The 13,938-nt window shown below is 55.9% G+C and carries 12 protein-coding genes; 2 read left to right on the forward strand and 10 right to left on the reverse strand.

The genetic code is table 11. From position 1 onward, the window contains the following. Positions 1 to 236: 236 nt before the first annotated feature. Genes CR155_RS12720 through phnC form a run of 4 tightly spaced genes read right to left on the reverse strand, consistent with a single transcriptional unit; the run spans position 237 to position 3,743 of the window. Positions 237 to 1,199, reverse strand: a complete 963-nt coding sequence (locus tag CR155_RS12720) for an NAD(P)-dependent oxidoreductase (RefSeq protein WP_102070389.1) — start codon at positions 1,197 to 1,199, stop codon at positions 237 to 239. A 29-nt stretch (positions 1,200 to 1,228) separates the two neighbouring features. Further along, a complete protein-coding gene (phnE, locus tag CR155_RS12725; RefSeq protein WP_102070390.1) occupies positions 1,229 to 2,026 on the reverse strand; it encodes a phosphonate ABC transporter, permease protein PhnE in 798 nt (265 codons plus the stop codon). A gap of 2 nt (positions 2,027 to 2,028) precedes the next feature. After that, positions 2,029 to 2,907, reverse strand: coding sequence for a phosphate/phosphite/phosphonate ABC transporter substrate-binding protein (phnD, locus tag CR155_RS12730; RefSeq protein ID WP_102070391.1), 879 nt, complete (start codon positions 2,905 to 2,907; stop codon positions 2,029 to 2,031). 20 nt (positions 2,908 to 2,927) lie between these two features. Further along, entirely contained in the window at positions 2,928 to 3,743 is an 816-nt protein-coding gene (gene phnC / locus CR155_RS12735) for a phosphonate ABC transporter ATP-binding protein (RefSeq protein ID WP_102070392.1), read from the reverse strand. A gap of 154 nt (positions 3,744 to 3,897) precedes the next feature. On the opposite strand from phnC, the gene CR155_RS12740 reads away from it, so the two are divergent. Further along, complete coding sequence (locus CR155_RS12740) at positions 3,898 to 4,773, forward strand: LysR substrate-binding domain-containing protein (protein ID WP_102070393.1); 876 nt, start codon at positions 3,898 to 3,900, stop codon at positions 4,771 to 4,773. 165 nt (positions 4,774 to 4,938) lie between these two features. Here the strand turns inward: CR155_RS12740 and CR155_RS12745 are convergent, their stop codons facing one another. The 6 genes from CR155_RS12745 to CR155_RS12770 form a co-directional block, all read right to left on the reverse strand. Beyond that, positions 4,939 to 5,715: a transporter substrate-binding domain-containing protein gene (locus CR155_RS12745; RefSeq protein ID WP_102070394.1), complete on the reverse strand. Its 777-nt coding sequence runs from the start codon at positions 5,713 to 5,715 to the stop codon at positions 4,939 to 4,941. Between the two features lie 74 nt (positions 5,716 to 5,789). Further along, entirely contained in the window at positions 5,790 to 7,700 is a 1,911-nt protein-coding gene (locus CR155_RS12750; protein WP_102070395.1) for a putative bifunctional diguanylate cyclase/phosphodiesterase, read from the reverse strand. Next, positions 7,697 to 8,227 (reverse strand): YfiR family protein, encoded by a 531-nt coding sequence (locus CR155_RS12755; RefSeq protein WP_102070396.1) that lies wholly within the window; start codon positions 8,225 to 8,227, stop codon positions 7,697 to 7,699. Before CR155_RS12755 ends, CR155_RS12750 begins: the two co-directional genes overlap by 4 nt. Continuing rightward, positions 8,228 to 10,225 carry a TonB-dependent receptor plug domain-containing protein gene (locus tag CR155_RS12760; protein ID WP_233214230.1) on the reverse strand — a complete coding sequence of 666 codons (1,998 nt, stop codon included), beginning with the start codon at positions 10,223 to 10,225 and terminating at the stop codon, positions 8,228 to 8,230. A gap of 158 nt (positions 10,226 to 10,383) precedes the next feature. Further along, a complete protein-coding gene (locus CR155_RS12765; protein WP_102070452.1) occupies positions 10,384 to 11,793 on the reverse strand; it encodes a 3-deoxy-D-arabino-heptulosonate 7-phosphate synthase in 1,410 nt (469 codons plus the stop codon). A gap of 46 nt (positions 11,794 to 11,839) precedes the next feature. Next, positions 11,840 to 12,727: a LysR family transcriptional regulator gene (locus CR155_RS12770; RefSeq protein WP_102070453.1), complete on the reverse strand. Its 888-nt coding sequence runs from the start codon at positions 12,725 to 12,727 to the stop codon at positions 11,840 to 11,842. A gap of 194 nt (positions 12,728 to 12,921) precedes the next feature. Here CR155_RS12770 and CR155_RS12775 point away from each other — a divergent pair, with 194 nt between their 5' ends. After that, on the forward strand, positions 12,922 to 13,872 hold the full coding sequence (locus tag CR155_RS12775; RefSeq protein ID WP_102070454.1) for a Bug family tripartite tricarboxylate transporter substrate binding protein: 951 nt from the start codon (positions 12,922 to 12,924) through the stop codon (positions 13,870 to 13,872). Positions 13,873 to 13,938 lie beyond the last annotated feature (66 nt).

A 13,938-nucleotide genomic window follows, 5' to 3' on the forward strand; every position in this document is an offset into this window, starting at 1 on the left:
GAGAACGTCGCTTCGGCGATCTCGGGCGTATGCGCAGCGCCTTTTTCGCCGCTTTAGGCAACCGATGGTCCAACTCTTTTGCCTTTGCCTCAAGGGTCGGCAAGCCGGGATGACACCACGTTACCGGGCTTCTTTTCGGTGCTTTTGTGTGTACATTAGTGATCGGGTGGCGCAGGATCCGCACATGGTGTGCAGGGTCCTTTTGATTCGGTGCGCACAGAGCTCGCGCCACCTCGTCAGAGCACGTCCCTGGGAGCCGCTCCCGCAAGCACCTGCATCAAATTATCGGCAGCGCGATGCTCTATTGCCAGACGGACACTGGCAACGGCCGATCCGATATGGGGCGTCAATATCGTGTGCGCGGACTGCAATAAATTTGCATCAATGGAACACGGCCTATCAGGAAGCAGCCAGTCTTCCATTTCGTACACATCTGCCGCGTAGGCTCCGACCACGCCTTGGGCAAGACCTTTGGCAATCGCCGCCTCGCTAATTACCGATCCCCGACCGACGTTGACGATGACCACGCCGGGCTTCACATGGGCGAGCAAAGCCTCATCCAGCAAATACCGTGTCTGCAGCGTCAACGGTACGGCAAATAGTAAATAGTCCGCGCGCGTCACGGCATCAGCCAGACTGACCGGGATAGTGCGCGGATCCGGATTGTGCGGATCCACCCCCAGAATCGAGGCACAGCCAAAACCGGACAGACGGTCTACAATCGCCTTGCCTACAGCTCCCAAACCCACGACAGCAACAATCGACCGGTGCAGGCCCATTCCATATAAAACGGGTCGCCAACCGCAAAACCGGCCTGAACGAACGATACGGTCTCCAGCCACTATATGCCGGCCTGCTGCAATGGCCAACCCTATGGCCAGTTCTGCTGTCGGTTCGGTCAGCAGGTCAGGCACAAAACTAATCGCTATGCCCGCCTTCCCGCAGGCCACCAGATCGAAATTGTCATAGCCTTTCAAGGCGCACGCGATGGTCTTCAATCGCGGCGCATGCCGCAAGACGTCGGCATCGATACGATCGGGCATGAATGCCATCAAGGCGTCGGCGTCAGCGAGATGCTGATGAAATTGCTGCTTGTCCCAAGGCTCGGGGCCAGGGTTCATGACAACGTCTCCCGCCGCCTCCAGCTTGCACAGTACATCCGCATGAACAGGCTGGGTCACCACTATTTTTGGTTTCATAACTTCATTGACTTGGAAATTTGGTTTATTTATTTAAGATATCGACGCAGCGCGGTTCCTATGCTGTCTACGACAATGACGCAAACCAGAATCGATAACAGAATGGCCGACACCTCGTCGTACTTGATCAGACGCAAGGCGGCCATGAGCTCGAAGCCAATTCCCCCGGCACCTACGATGCCCAGAACTGCGGAGGCACGAAAGTGATATTCCCAGCGATAAATCGTAATATCGGCGAGCTGGGGAAGAACTTGAGGCAGAACCGAATGCATGATCACCTGAAATCGGCTGGCGCCGGCGGCCATCGCCGCCTCCATGGGTTTGGGATCGGCGTGTTCAATGGCTTCGGCATAGAACTTTCCGACCATGCCGGTCGAGTGCAAGGCCAAGGCAAGCACGCCAGGCAAGGCACCAAAACCCACCGCAGCCACGAAAATAATGCCGAGAATAATCTCAGGCACGGAGCGAAAAGCGGCAAGCACCATACGCAATAGACGTCCTAATGCCGGATGGGGCGTGGTATTGGGCGCGGCCAACAGTGCCAGCGGCAGCGACAACACCACAGTGAGCGCCGTTCCGGCAACGGACATCGCCAGCGTGTCCCTGAGCGGCATGATCCAGTGACGCCACCGTTCGAAATTCGGTGGGATCATTTCCGAACCGAGTTGTCGCATCGCCGGCGCCCCCTCGACAAATCGCTGGATATCGAAGAAACCTGTAACGTCCAAAGCCAGGAGGCAGGCGATGAAAATGGCGAATGCCAACAACAACTGACGCTGGACGCGCAAACGATCCGCGGCCAAAAACGCCGCGTACTTTATTGGCATGGTCACTTCATTTTTCCGATATCGAGTTTTAAAATGGCGGCGGTGTCACGCAGCACGTCGTACGCCTTGTCGTCCGTTGGCGCAAAGGCCTGGATCCTGAAGGTCTTAAGCACCTCTGCATCAGTCATATCAATGAACGCTTTCCTGATCGCGTCCTTGAGCTGAGGTTTCAGATCGGCCTGCATGACCATGGGGTAGTTGGGGATAGGCGCGCTCAGGTCCAGTTCAATTATTTTCGACGCATCGATGATGCCCCTTTGAATCAAGGAATCAAGAATGGGCTTGGAGAGCGCGCCGGCAGGAACCTGCCCAGCCTGGACAGCACGGGCAACTGCATCGTGTGTACCCAGATGTACAGGCCGATAATCTTTTTCGCCGTCCAATCCTGTGGTCTTTAAGAGGTGGGCCCGGGGAGCCAGATGACTGGAGGTCGACGCATGGTCTCCAAAAGCAAAGGACTGTCCACGGATATCCCCAAGTGTTTTAACGGGGCCGTCCACCTTGGCAATCAGCACCGACTGATAGGTGGGCGACCCGCGTTCCACACCCACTGCAAAAGGTTCAATATTCTTGGCTTTCGACTTGGCGAGGACATAGGAAAAAGGTCCGAAATAGGCGATTTCAATGCGTCCGAACCGCATTGCCTCGATCATCGAGGAATAGTCCGTTGTCACGATGAGCTCAATTTCTTTGTTCAATGCTTTTCGCAAGTATTGCTTGAGCGGCTGGGCGTTCTGAATCAACGTGGCGGCATTCTCGTCCGGCAACAGCGCGACGCGCAGCCGTGAGGGGTCTTTACCCTGGGCGGACACTGAGAAAGGAATCGCAATCGAGAACAGGCCAACTGCCATGCAGTTGACGAAACGTCTACGTGGGAACATAAGGGTGTAACTCCTGAGAATTAAGCGGCGTAAAGCGCGGGTGCGACGAAGCCGGATGATGGTTTGCTGGACTGGGAAGATGTAGCGTAAAGTCGTCGCATGGCGTCGTCGCCCAAGGCGTCGGGCTTGCCTTCGAAGACAACGGTTCCGTGACTCAGACCAATAATGCGGTCGGCGAATTTCTTGGCGAACTCGATCTGATGCAGGCTGACGACGGCGGTCAGGTGGTCTGTTTTGCAGATGTCGTGCAACAGAGTCAACACGCTTTCCGCCGTCACCGGATCCAGGCTCGCCACAGGTTCGTCAGCAAGCATTAGTCGCGGTTTCTGGATAAGCGCTCGCGCGATACCCACCCGCTGTTGCTGACCTCCCGAAAGCGCATCGGCGCGCACCAGTGCCTTATCGACAAGACCTACGCGGTCAAGCACGGCCAAAGCCTCCAACTTGTCCTCACGCGACCAGGGAAACAGGGAACGCCAGTTGCCACGAGTTGCGACCCGGCCCAGCAAGACATTCGCCAGGACCGTGAGCCGCCCGATAAGATGATGCTGCTGAAACACCATGCCGGTCTTGCGTCTGTGCTCTCGCAATACGCGTTTATCGCGCTGCGGCCGACCGATGTCGCTTAGTATGATTTCACCTTCCGAGGGTCGCACCAAACCATTGAGGCTACGCAGCAAGGTCGACTTACCTGCCCCCGAAGCTCCCAATAAAACCAAAATCTCTCCGGGGTATATCGTGAGCGAGGTAGGATACAAAGCCTGGTGGCCGTTGGGGTACGTCACCGCCAGATCGCTGGTCTGTACCAGCCATGGAAGCTTTGTTGAAGGAATCATCGGGGTTGCCCCATTGCATTAAGTGATTCGGACAGTACGACCACATGAAGGTTGAGCACATGGCGAACTACAATGCTTGCCAGTATGATCAAAGGTTATGTCATCCGTGTTTACGTTTTCTCCTAAATAACAGACCAATGTATAGGTGGCGCCTATGTCAGGGATTACCTTACTGGCCGCGCTGAAGGCCTTCGATGCCACCGCACGCGCAAGTTCGATTACAACCGCCGCACGTCAACTGGGATTGCGCCAACCCACAGTATCGGCCCACATTTTGCGGCTGGAGGCGGAATATGGCGTCGAGCTTTTCTTTCGCAAAGGCCGGCGCCTGGTCCTCACTGAGTTCGGCGATGCTTTGCTGGAACACACGCGGCGGATATTCAGCGCAGAGGACGATGCCCGCTCGATGTTGACAGCGGCGAAAACCCATTACAGTGGAACCCTGAATCTGCACGCTATCGGGCCGTACAACGTCACACCTATCATCAAGGCCTATCGGATGCGCTACCCGGGCGTGCAGGTCACCGTTACCGTCGGTGACTCCAAGTCCATCACACAGCGCATACTGGACTACCAGGGCGATATTGGCCTGGTGTTGAACGAGATTACCGACCCTCAGATCTTTTGCATGCCTTACCGGGAGCAGGCCCTTGTAATTTTTTCAGCCACATCACATGAACTGGCCGACGCGGACGAATTGAACCTGGCCGACTTGACGAATCAGGAGTTCGTCATGCGCGAAGAAGGCTCAGGAACACGCAAGGCATTCGAAGATTTCTTGAAATCCAACCGGATAAAAATCAAAACAAGCGTCGAGATGCGTAGTCGGGAAGCCGTGCGAGAGGCGGTAATTCAAGGATTGGGGCTAGGAGTCGTCGCCGACAGGGCTTACTTGCCGGGCCCCGGTCTGGTAAAGCTGAACGTCAGAAATTTCGATGCAAGGACGTACACAAGACTGATCTGCAGAGCTGAACGAAAAAACTCCCCTCTCATTGCCCAATTTCTACGAATGGCGCAGCAATTGATCTGAAAAGCGAGCCGGAGCGAGCCGAATCCAGTTATCGGCTGTGCGGTACCCGAGCAATCTTTGCGGTACTTGCTGAAGGCGCTGCGCGCCACCGGCACGTCGTCGTCGGACGGCTCGGAAAGCATGGGTTCATTCCTTCCATGAAGCGCGCCGCCCGACTTTTTCGGTTTATTTCAGCCAGCGATCTTCCGCCTGGTCCAGCGTGTCGCGTTCGTCAACGAGATCCCAGGCAAACTCCATGACACGCACGTAGTCGGCGTCGTCAACAGGCAGCATGAAACCGAGCTGACTCTTGGGTGTCAAAGGCGCATCGATGAATATGGCCGCAAGACGGGGATCTGCCTTGCTGTAATGCAACGCTTCGTATGTCTCGGTGATCATGACATCGCCTTTGCCTTCGGCGATCAGCGCCGGGATCTCCGCATTTTTCCCGTGAGTGCTGACATGAGCTTGTTTCAAGTTTTCTTGCACGAAAATTTCATTGGTGCCACCCGGGTTTTTGATGACACGAACCGAAGCCTGATTCAGATCGTCGACCGATTTATATTTGGACGCTTCATCTTTGCGGACCAGGGCGACCTTACCGAATGAGGCGTAGCCCGGCAGCATGGCTGCTTTGCTGATACGGGCGACATTACGGGTGATTCCTCCCACAGCGACATCAAACTTGTCCGCCAGCAGATCGTTCATTAAATTGGGCCAGGAAGTTGGCACATACTCAACCTTTACCCCCAGGCCTTTCGCCATGGCTTCCATCACATCAATGTCGTGGCCTTCGTAGCCGCCTTTATCTGATTTGATGGCAAAAGGCCTGTAGTCGCCAGGGGTGCCAACCCGGATCACTTTGTTTTCCATGATGCGGTCCAAACGAGGACCGGCTTGCGCGGCCAAAACAAGCGTCATGGCCATGGCAAGACCTAAGAAATAGCGCGAAATATGTCTCATGAGAACTCCTCTATGAATGTCATTTTGAATTGAAAACAGGCGTGGCTTTTCTGGCGCACCGTAGCGCTATGGCACTATACCTCCTGGCGGAAAAAACGACTGATTTTCAGCCCGCTTCTCTTCGCCAATACTTGCCGGACCTGTTCTTCACTGACAGGACGCCCCAACAGATACCCCTGGATAATGTCGCAACCGGCGATTTGCAGCCATTCAAGTTGGGATTCCGTTTCAACGCCTTCGGCGACGACCTCCAGGCCAAAGCTGTGCGCGAGTCCAATAATGGCCGTGACGATAGTGTCGCCCGATCCGGGTAAACGAGTGATAAAACTTCGATCAATCTTCAGGCGGTTGAGCGGGAACTTCTGCAAATATGCCAGGGAAGAAAAGCCTGTGCCGAAATCGTCAATGGATATCTGGATGCCATGCTCCTGAGCGGCGCGCATAAACACAATCGCCTGTTCAACGTCGTCCATCAGCAGGCTTTCCGTCAGTTCGAGTTCAAGCAGCGAAGGCGGCAAACCCGTCTCGGCCAAGGTCCGGATCACGTCCTTCAAAAGCCCGGGATCGCGCAACTGGCGAGCTGAAACGTTGACCGATACCCTTATATGACCAAGGCCCTGATCAGCCCACGATCGCGCATGGGTACATGCCTGAAAAAGAACCCACCTGCCCAGGTCGACGATCAGACCGGTGGATTCGGCGACGGGAATGAACTCGCTTGGTCCGATGACGCTCCCATCCGGCGGCATCCATCGCAACAAGGCCTCCACGCCGACGAGCGCATTCGATTTCGCGGAGAATTGCGTCTGATAGTAGACGACAAACTCGGAATTCTCCACGCCCCGGCGGATGTCGCGCTCGAGCTCAAGCCGGTTCTTGCTCATCAAAAACATTTGGCTGTCGAATGCAAGAAAAGCATTTTTACCCGACTTCTTGGCCGCATACATCGCCATATCCGCATTGCTGACTAATAGCGTCAGGTCAGTCGTATCTGTCGGAAAAATGCTCGCCCCGATGCTCACTGTGCTGAACACCTGGCGGCCAGCCAGATCGCAGGGTGCCGCAATGGCCGCCAGGATTCTCTTGGCCGCGTAGCGAACGATGCCGGTGTCTTTAAGCGGATAAAGGATAACGCCGAACTCGTCGCCACCCACGCGATACACGACGCCGGCGCTTTTTACGGAATCGCGCAGGCGCTGCGCCAATGACTGCAACAGCTGATCGCCAACGGAGTGTCCGAGCGTGTCGTTGACCGATTTGAAATCATCGAGATCCAGCAACAAGACGCCAAGCAACGAGCCGGTCGATTCCGCATGCTCGCCGGCCTCGAGCAATTTCGCCTGGAAGGCGCGGCGGTTGGGCAGACCAGTAACAGGATCCGTAAACGCATAAAAGTCCAGGCGCTCTTCGGCCTTAATGATCTGCCTGCGCAGACGACTCACAATAGGCAGCGACAGACCAATAGCCACGATCGAGGCGGCCAAATAGAAAAACGCGTAAACAAAAAGCTTTTCGTACAGCTGCGTCATCGTCGCCGTCAACGCGACATAGCCATGCAGCTGATCCTTGAATAAAATAGGCCGCATGACATTGACCGTGGCCAGGCCGAGCTGGGTGGTCTTGATGGCGGTCAACGTCTCCGGCCGTAATACCGGCTTATCCGCGTCCTTCGAATACCGCGCAAACGGCTTGCGATCCAGATTGAAGATGACAGCTGACTCCAAATAAGGTGCCCCCTGAAAAGAGTGGAGGATCTCCTCGGCAGTCTGGGAATCGTTGAACATCAAGGATGCCGCGCTATTTTTACTGATAATCACCGCCAGCGTTTCCACGTCATGCGTCAACGCATCCCGCGATGTCAGGAACTGATATGTCAATAAAAACATACCCATCAGACAAAGCGCACTCGCGGCCACAATGAAATGGCCCAGAGTCAATGCGCGTCCAAAACCCCTGGGCCTGGCGGTCAACGGGTCAGGTTTCATAAGACGCTTCGGGCCAACCTCAATAGATTGGAACTTAGCGATACCCCTCGCTCTTTAGCCGCACCCAGATCGACGTCGAAATGCAATAGGTCTTTTTCAAGCGTGAGCGTGATGACCGCGTGATTCTTCCGGGCTTCGCCACCGTCGGTCACAAGCAATACCGAGTTTCCGTACACGGCGGCGGCGATCTCGTTGGCGAGGCCGCCGTTCTGCGGGTCGTACACAACGATCTGGCAGATCGATGCGTTCGATACGGGCGGCATCGTACGTACCGTCCATGATCGATTATCCACCGGCCTGCCGGAGAGCTCGCCCAGCGCACTTCTCAGTGGACTATCATCGCCGACACAGACATTGAACACGGGACCTTCGGACGGGTGAGCCTTCCAGGTCGTAAACATCGCGAAGTTGTAGATGAATGCTGCCTTCAAGGCATTCTCATCCACTTGGGCGAATGCCGGCTGCACGCCGCCAAGGAACGCCGACAGGGTCAGGCTCAAGAGGCCCTTCAAGCATGGTGCAATCATCTACAGCTCATAGGTAAATTTCAACAAAAACGTCCGGCCATCCTGGCGGATGGAGTCCTGAACCAGTCCTGGACCAGCCGGATCTGCGTAGCGCCTATTGAACAAGTTATAGGCGCTGAACGAGATATTTCCGTGCGCAATAAGCTTCGGTAGATTGACCGTCAAATTGGCGACATAGTAGCTGGGGACGTTGTCCATCGCTGTCCGGCGAGCACTGATGTAGCGGATCTCCGTTCCAAGCCGGACCGCATTATCGAACAGTGGAATTGCCACATTAAGCTTGGCCATGGATCGGGGCGAGTTGTCGAGCACCGCATTTGTCATGCCGTCGCGAGCGAGTTGCCACGAATAACTGGCCCTTAGCTGCGCGCCTTCACGCCATTTGTGCTCGATGTTGAGCTCTGCACCACGTCCGTCGGCCCGGTCCATGTTCTTGTGCACGTAAAGACCAGTCTCGGGATTCACTGTCATCGAAATGAGATCATCGATCTTGTATTGAAAGATTGACAATGTTGCATGTGTCGCATTGCCTAGTGCCTGATCCAGTACGAGTTGATGCGTGGTGATGCGTTCAGGCTGGAGATCGGGGTTAGGCTCCTGGCCACCCTCACCGGAATAGGCATAATACGTCTCGTAGGCATTGGGGGAGCGAAACGCCGTGCCGTAGATCGCCTTGATTGTTGTGGTCCGGTTCAGCTTATGGATCAATGCGATTCGAGGACTCACGCTATGTTTGCCGTCGGAAAGCATGTCATAACGTACGCCAGCGTTCAGCAAGAAGTTGTACGGCAAGGTGATCTCGTCTTCCACGTAAAATCCGGCTTGGCTGCCTGTGCGATGGTCGTCGAGTTCAGACCAATATGGTTCAATACTGTAGTTGTACTGATCCTTTCTCGCATCATGCTGAACATGCGTTCCGACGACAATTTTGTGACGATCAAAATTCGTCAGAGTAGCGTGCAGATCGAGTCCATACCAGTTCGCGCGCGACCCGTCGGTATTTTTTTGCGGCGCGGACCACGCAGGCACGGACTCGGCCTTGTAGTCATACCGACCGGCGAATACATGCCCATCAATGGCGACAGAGCTTGTGAGCGCCCGGGAATACTTCACGCTAGCCAGTGTCTGCTTGTCTTCGGTGAAATAGGGTTCGTTGAAAACAGTGTCGTACGCGGCGGTTGGCACACCCTTCTTTCGCGTGGCGTGTGATAGCGAAAAGCTGAAGTCCTCATACGTGCCCTTAAGCAACAACTTCAGTCCGCGCTCGTAGTCGAGGCCGTTGGCGATCCCGTAATTCTGATCAGGCGTGTCAAAATCGCTGAAGTACAGATCGCGCCCACTTCGCTCGTGGGTCGTAGCTGAAATCAGGAAATCATTGCGGCCTTTTCCCTGTCGCCCATAGGTGATACGGGCTTTTTTATTCCCGAAACTGCCCACGGATGCTGCCGCTTCCACACCGTCGAAATCACGCCCTTTCTTTGTAATGACGTTGATCGTACCGAACAGGGCATTTGCCCCGTACACGGCCGACCCGGGGCCTGGTGAATACTCGATGCGCTCGATCAAATCCATGTCGAGCATGAATTCGGAGCCTATCGCCGCCTGATCGTAAATGGGATCATTCGCCCGGTGGCCGTCTATAAGAAGCAGGAAGCGGCTGCCATAATCGCCAACACGGAGAAATCCGCGGGATCCAAGATAGGCATAGCTTCTGTCGTAGGTAGTATAAAGACCGGGCAGCGTCGCCAGCGCATCGCCCAGTGTGTCCCATCCATACGTTTGGATATCGGCCGCTGTCAGCACAACCACGGCAGACGGGGCATCGGACACGCGCTGTGGAATCCGGGACGCCGTAGTGACGACACGCATCCTTAACAAGTCTTCCAGCGACATCGACGCCAAACCTGCAGCCGTACTCGTCTTGTGTGCGGAGGATGTACCGCCGGCATATCCGACAGGCAGGTGGAAGGTGCTTGCTATAACAAACGCACAAAGCATGCGTCGGTTTCCAAGCTTGGAAGTCAAATTCATTGGGATCAGCAAGGAGAGGAAAGTCATCAGGGCCATGAAACCCTATACCGTATGGTTAACGGCATGATTCTCGGAAACTTGAGCTACAACCGGCTATTCAGAAGGCGCGAATGCCCAGGGCGCTATCAGGATAATTTTGCAGTGACCACCAAATCCTCTGGGTGGACCATCAATTCACGCACGCGACGCAGCATCGGATATTGATTTAGCACAGCGCCCCACCGGGTTGATTCCAGTAGCTCAAGCCAGACGATCTGCAGGCCTTGCGTACTCACATGCTCATTCTGCGCCAAGGCACATGCAAATTCGATGCTGGCTGGCGCGGTCAAAAGCTGCATCCGGCTGGCGGCACTGAGCAACCGCGATGTCATTTCTGCTGGTGCATCGCAGCAATAAAGAACTGCCGTCGCCAAGCTCGCCTCATCGGTCGGAAGCTTTCTTAACGAACTTCCGCGCAAGTGCACCGCTCCCTGCCTCGTCTTGAACGTATAAACGGCGTCTTCTTCAGCGTGCGCAAGCAGACGCAAGCCGCGCAGCAAGCGCGGCAGGTCGCTTGTTGCGGCATCGACAGAAGCCTTGGCTTCTACCAGCAAACAGACATCCCATTCCGATTTTTCGCCAGCCATCTTTGCACGCCTTAGCAACACGGCGTCCCACTCACTCTTGGCGCGGTCGCGAGTGGCAGGAATCGAGGCTGGCACGCGCATCGAACTTACCACACGGTATGCCGTCACACCACCCTCTTCGGCGTTGAGGCGTCGGGCCAGCACGTCGAGTGCATGTATTGCGGATGCCTCTACAGCGACACCACGCTGTTTCGATATCGAACCTTGGGCGATCGCACCAGGACTTCCCATGCGCGGACCATTCCTGTCCCAGAGCGATTGATAGCGGAGCACATGCCTGTCCGATGCCAAGACTTCGAGACGCCGCAATCGCCCCAAGGCCGGACTCACCAGCAATCGGTCCAGATCGTACTTCAAGGACGAATCGCCATCAGCGACCGCAGGCATCGCAAGTAGACATTGCGCTTTGTCGCCGAGAGCCGACCATGTCGCGGAGGCCGAGAAATCATGTAATTGTGCCAGGGCCTCACGCTGTCCACCTGGCGGGATACGCTGCTGTTTAGCCGGATGGGCGACAGCATCGACAATGCTGCGGACCAAGCGGCGATCCTGATCGGCGTGCGCGGACAGCGACGCGTATTCGCGCACTGTCGCCACCCGATGTCGCAACACCATAGCCTGAAAACCAGAATCGCCCGAGTCTTCACGCATTGCGTCACGAATCATGCTCGCAAGCGCTTCGATGAAGCGAAGTTTCAGTCCTGTGTCTGGCACTTCGCCTCGAACGATTGCCTGGCGTGCCAGCTCAATCGACAAGGCTAGGGCCGTGGCGGGACTTGCATCCTGTACTGGCAGTAATGGGGCTGCCAACGCCGGCAGACAGTAACGACGAGCGACGACGCGCAACATCTGGTCCAGCAATGCCGACGATTTCAATGACGGTGAATTCGAACGATCAACAGAATTCATGAGGCAGTCCACGCGCAGCTTAGCGGCCATAAAGGAGCAACATCCACTACTTTCCCGATGCCATCGTGCGTGCCAGATCAACGACCTGCTTCAAGAACACGGAGTCATCATTCTTGCGCCAGCTGAGCATGACGGGCGAGGTGAACCCCGGCTCGTCCAGGTCGACATAAGCCACATCGGCGCGGAGCAGGCCACGTACCGACTCAGGCACCAGCGCGACGCCCACCCCGGCGGCGACCAGTCCGATGGCGGTTTGCAGCTCGTTCACTTCCTGGATCACATCCGGTGTATATCCCTTGACCCTGAACAGATCACAAACATGGTCGGCATAGCTTGGGCGCGGCCGGGCGGGATAAAGAATCAGCGGTTGCGGCACCACATCTTCCAGGGTCAGCTTCTTATGCTTTGCCAAGCTGTGATGTACGGGCAGCGCCACGACGATACGTTCATCGCGAAGAACAAGCCGTTCGACTTCATCGTCGTGCAACAGGATGCGGCCGATGCCCACATCGATACGCCCCGTTTTCAAGGCATCGAACTGTTGCAGAGTCGTCATCTCGATAAGGCCGATGTCAACCTGAGTGTCGAGCGCGCGCAGCCTTGCGATGAACTGCGGCATGAAGCCATAGAGTGTGGACGGCACGAAGCCAAGGCCGAACCAGCGTTTGTCTTTATGTCCGATACGCTGTGTCGCCTTGACAACTTCCTCCAGTTTGCGGGTCAAATTTTCAGTCTGATCCAAGAAATACCTGCCTGCATCGGTCAGCCGAATGCCACGACCTATCCGTTCGAAAAGGTCTACACCGAGCTCCTCTTCGAGCAACTTGATCTGGCGACTCAAGGGAGGCTGCGCCATATGCAGCATACGAGCCGCCCGGGTAAAGCTGAGCTCGGTCGCAACCTGTCGAAAATACCGTATCTGACGGAGTTCCACTTTGATACCCAAAAAGTATTGTTGGCGACAAATATAGTCTTAGACATGCCTCTGCCACAACCAGGATAATCGAACCATACCCGTCCTCCATGACGACGTACCTATACTAAAAGGAGATGACTTTGGAAACGACCCGCTTTTATTCACAGAACCGGCGCGGTGCCTTCGCCGGGATCGCAAGGACGGTGCTTTCAATGGCCGCCGCGTCAGTGCTGACGCTCGGCGCCACAACAGCCCAGGCGCAGACCTACCCCGAACGCAGCATCAACTGGATCGTACCCTTCCCTCCGGGTGGCGCCATGGACGCCATTGCGCGTGTGGTCGGCGAGACGATGAGCAAAGATCTTGGCCAAAGCATCGTGGTCGAGAACAAACCGGGTGCGGGCGGAAATATAGGCGCCGCGTATGTGGCGAAGGCCAAGCCTGACGGCTATACGATCATGATCGTTGCCAACGGCATGGCCGTGAATCCGTCGCTGTACAAAACGCTGCAATACGATCCCGTCGCAGGTTTCGAACCCATATCGCTGCTGGCCGCCGTGCCCAATATCCTGGTTACCCAGTCGACCCGCAAGGACGTGAACTCATTGCAGGACGTGATTTCACAGGCCAAGGCACAACCTGGGAAGTATACGTATGCATCGGCCGGAGTAGGAACGTCCATCCACCTGGCGGGCGCCCTGTTCACCTATATGGGCAAGCTGGACATGCTGCATGTGCCCTACAAGGGCAGCGGCCCGGCCGTGTCCGATTTGCTGGGCGGACAGGTTGACTATATGTTCGACAGCATCACATCGGCCAAGCCGCATATCGATTCCGGCAAGCTCAAGGCGCTGGCCATCACCACCGCCAAGCGCTCTACTGCCCTGCCCGATGTACCCACCGTGGCCGAAAGCGGCATGGAGGGCTATGAGCTGACCCCGTGGTTTGCCACGTTCGCGCCCGCCGGTACGCCGCCCGACATCATCAAAACGCTGAATGCTTCCATGCTCAAAGCCATGAAGTCCGAAAAGGTGCAACAGATATTCGCCGGCATAGGCGCAGAGGAAATCGGCAGCACTCCTGAGGAACTAAAGACCTATCTGGCCGACGAAACGACCAAGTGGGCAAAAATCATCAAGGAAACCGGTATTTCACCCAACTAGGCACCCGCGCAGGCGCCAGGAAATCTGCCCCTCAGCCGATGGGCATCTTGCCAATAAAGAAGCCGG

This window comes from Pollutimonas nitritireducens, from assembly GCF_002849615.1.
GTDB classification, from domain to species: domain Bacteria; phylum Pseudomonadota; class Gammaproteobacteria; order Burkholderiales; family Burkholderiaceae_B; genus Pollutimonas; species Pollutimonas nitritireducens.

Excerpts from the sequence above, each read along its gene's own strand:
- CR155_RS12720 (WP_102070389.1), bottom strand. The coding sequence starts at position 1,199 with ATGAAACCAAAAATAGTGGTGACCCAGCCTGTTCATGCGGATGTACTG.
- phnE (WP_102070390.1), bottom strand. The coding sequence starts at position 2,026 with ATGCCAATAAAGTACGCGGCGTTTTTGGCCGCGGATCGTTTGCGCGTC.
- phnD (WP_102070391.1), bottom strand. The coding sequence starts at position 2,907 with ATGTTCCCACGTAGACGTTTCGTCAACTGCATGGCAGTTGGCCTGTTC.
- phnC (WP_102070392.1), bottom strand. The coding sequence starts at position 3,743 with ATGATTCCTTCAACAAAGCTTCCATGGCTGGTACAGACCAGCGATCTG.
- CR155_RS12740 (WP_102070393.1), top strand. The coding sequence starts at position 3,898 with ATGTCAGGGATTACCTTACTGGCCGCGCTGAAGGCCTTCGATGCCACC.
- CR155_RS12745 (WP_102070394.1), bottom strand. The coding sequence starts at position 5,715 with ATGAGACATATTTCGCGCTATTTCTTAGGTCTTGCCATGGCCATGACG.
- CR155_RS12750 (WP_102070395.1), bottom strand. The coding sequence starts at position 7,700 with ATGAAACCTGACCCGTTGACCGCCAGGCCCAGGGGTTTTGGACGCGCA.
- CR155_RS12755 (WP_102070396.1), bottom strand. The coding sequence starts at position 8,227 with ATGATTGCACCATGCTTGAAGGGCCTCTTGAGCCTGACCCTGTCGGCG.
- CR155_RS12760 (WP_233214230.1), bottom strand. The coding sequence starts at position 10,225 with ATGCTTTGTGCGTTTGTTATAGCAAGCACCTTCCACCTGCCTGTCGGA.
- CR155_RS12765 (WP_102070452.1), bottom strand. The coding sequence starts at position 11,793 with ATGAATTCTGTTGATCGTTCGAATTCACCGTCATTGAAATCGTCGGCA.
- CR155_RS12775 (WP_102070454.1), top strand. The coding sequence starts at position 12,922 with ATGGCCGCCGCGTCAGTGCTGACGCTCGGCGCCACAACAGCCCAGGCG.